Genomic DNA, 1624 nt, shown 5'->3' with positions numbered 1-1624 from the left:
CCGGCGTGTCCGTTGTATCCTGCCCGCCAGTGGCCCGCCCAGGCGCGGATCCGGTCGGTTCCGGAGTGGCCGATTTCCGCCGCCATTTCGCTGTCGTAGTCGAAGGCGCCCGCTTTACCGAACACGTGCGCCCCCGGATACTTCACGTCGAGTCGTCCAAAGCCGCCCGCCTCCACGCGCCAGGATGGCGACAACCGCCATAAGGCATACGGCTCGACCGTGAATTTGCGACGCCGGTCCGGAATCGAGCCATAAATCCCGTGGACGTTGTTGCCGGGCACGATGCGGTTGAATCGGTCCTGAATTAAAACTGGTGCTGAGGCGAAAATGTCGAAGCGCACGCCGGCATGCCGCACAATCACTCGCACTGCGTCGAAACTTTGGGCGGTGTTGCGCCAGCCGTTGTAGCCGAGCATGCGTTGCTCGCCGAAATCCAGCTCCTGTCTGCCGGCGCGGATGGCCAGCAGGTCTTTCTCCGCGCCGATCTCGACGTACCCGACACGCAGGTCCAGCTTGTCCTGATAGTTCGTCGGCACTGGCTGAATGCCTGTCAGGAACACGCGCGCGTCCTGCGCCTGCATCACGAAAACCAACCGCCGCGATGGCCGGATCGTCAGGTTCAGCCGCATCCTCGTGAGTCCATGATCGTCGTCGGAATTGTGCCGGAAGCCGCTGCCGGTGAAGCCTTCATAGCGCAGACGAGCCTCGCCGCTGAAGCGCAGCCACTCCGGCAAGTACTGGTTAACGAAATCCGAGGCTGGACGATCCTGCGCGCGGCCGACGAGCCCTAGCGCGAGCAGGATCGGCAAAAGCTTCAACATGGAGGAGTGCCGTTCATGAGGTTTCGATGCAAGCCACACCGGTATTGTAGCGTGGCCGCGAGAATCTTCCGATGAAAGTAATATTGATCTATGAGAAATTCATTCGCCGTTGGGTCGATTGCCGTGTTGTGCCTGGCCCATGTGCTGGCGTCGGCAGGGGTGCGGACTTCCCCGGCCAATGATATCGCCATCAAGACCGGCTCGTCAGCGGATAGTCAACTTGAACTCCGTTATACTCTGCCTTCGGCTGGCTTCGTCACGCTGGTGATCGATGATGCCCATGGCAGGCGCGTTCGCAATCTGATTGGTGCGGCACCGCGCGGGGCCGGCGCGCACACCGAACTCTGGGATGGAGCCGACGACCAGGGCCAGCCGGTTCCCGCAGGTCCCTACCGTTGGCGCGTGCTGCGCCACAACGGCGTCGGAATCGAATACCTGCTGAGCTATGGGAATCCCGGTACTCCGCCCTGGGCCACAGCCGACAGCAAAGGCGGCTGGGGCGCGGACCACACGTTGCCTCAAGCCGCAATCACGATTCCCGGTGGGGTTGTTTTGGGATGGCCGATGGCCGAATCGGGCTGGTTCCTGGTCGGCGTTGGACCCGATGGTCGTAAGGATTGGGGACTCAAGAACCGCTTCGCTTTCGGCGATACCCTCATCAATCTCGCCAGTGACGGGCAGTACCTGTACGTTGCCAGCGAGCAGAATGCCGCGCCTTTGATGCGCTATTACAAGAAAATGGCGCACAGCGTCTTGTACCGCTATCGCCTTAGCGACCGCAAGCTTGCCCGCTTCGGCGATCA

2 protein-coding genes are annotated in these 1624 nt (G+C 61.7%); one reads left to right on the top strand and one right to left on the bottom strand.

All coding sequences use genetic code 11. The features are described from left to right. Positions 1-821: alginate export family protein (locus VGL38_01785; protein HEY3294148.1), on the bottom strand; the 821-nt coding region annotated here is incomplete at its 3' end. Positions 822-911: 90 nt separating this feature from the next. Here VGL38_01785 and VGL38_01780 point away from each other — a divergent pair. Then, positions 912-1624 (top strand): FlgD immunoglobulin-like domain containing protein (locus VGL38_01780; protein HEY3294147.1); only part of this gene is annotated, 713 nt, incomplete at its 3' end.

Source organism: bacterium, assembly GCA_036504735.1.
GTDB lineage: Bacteria > Electryoneota > RPQS01 > RPQS01 > RPQS01 > DASXUQ01.
This window is presented reverse-complemented; position numbering and strand designations above follow the sequence as displayed.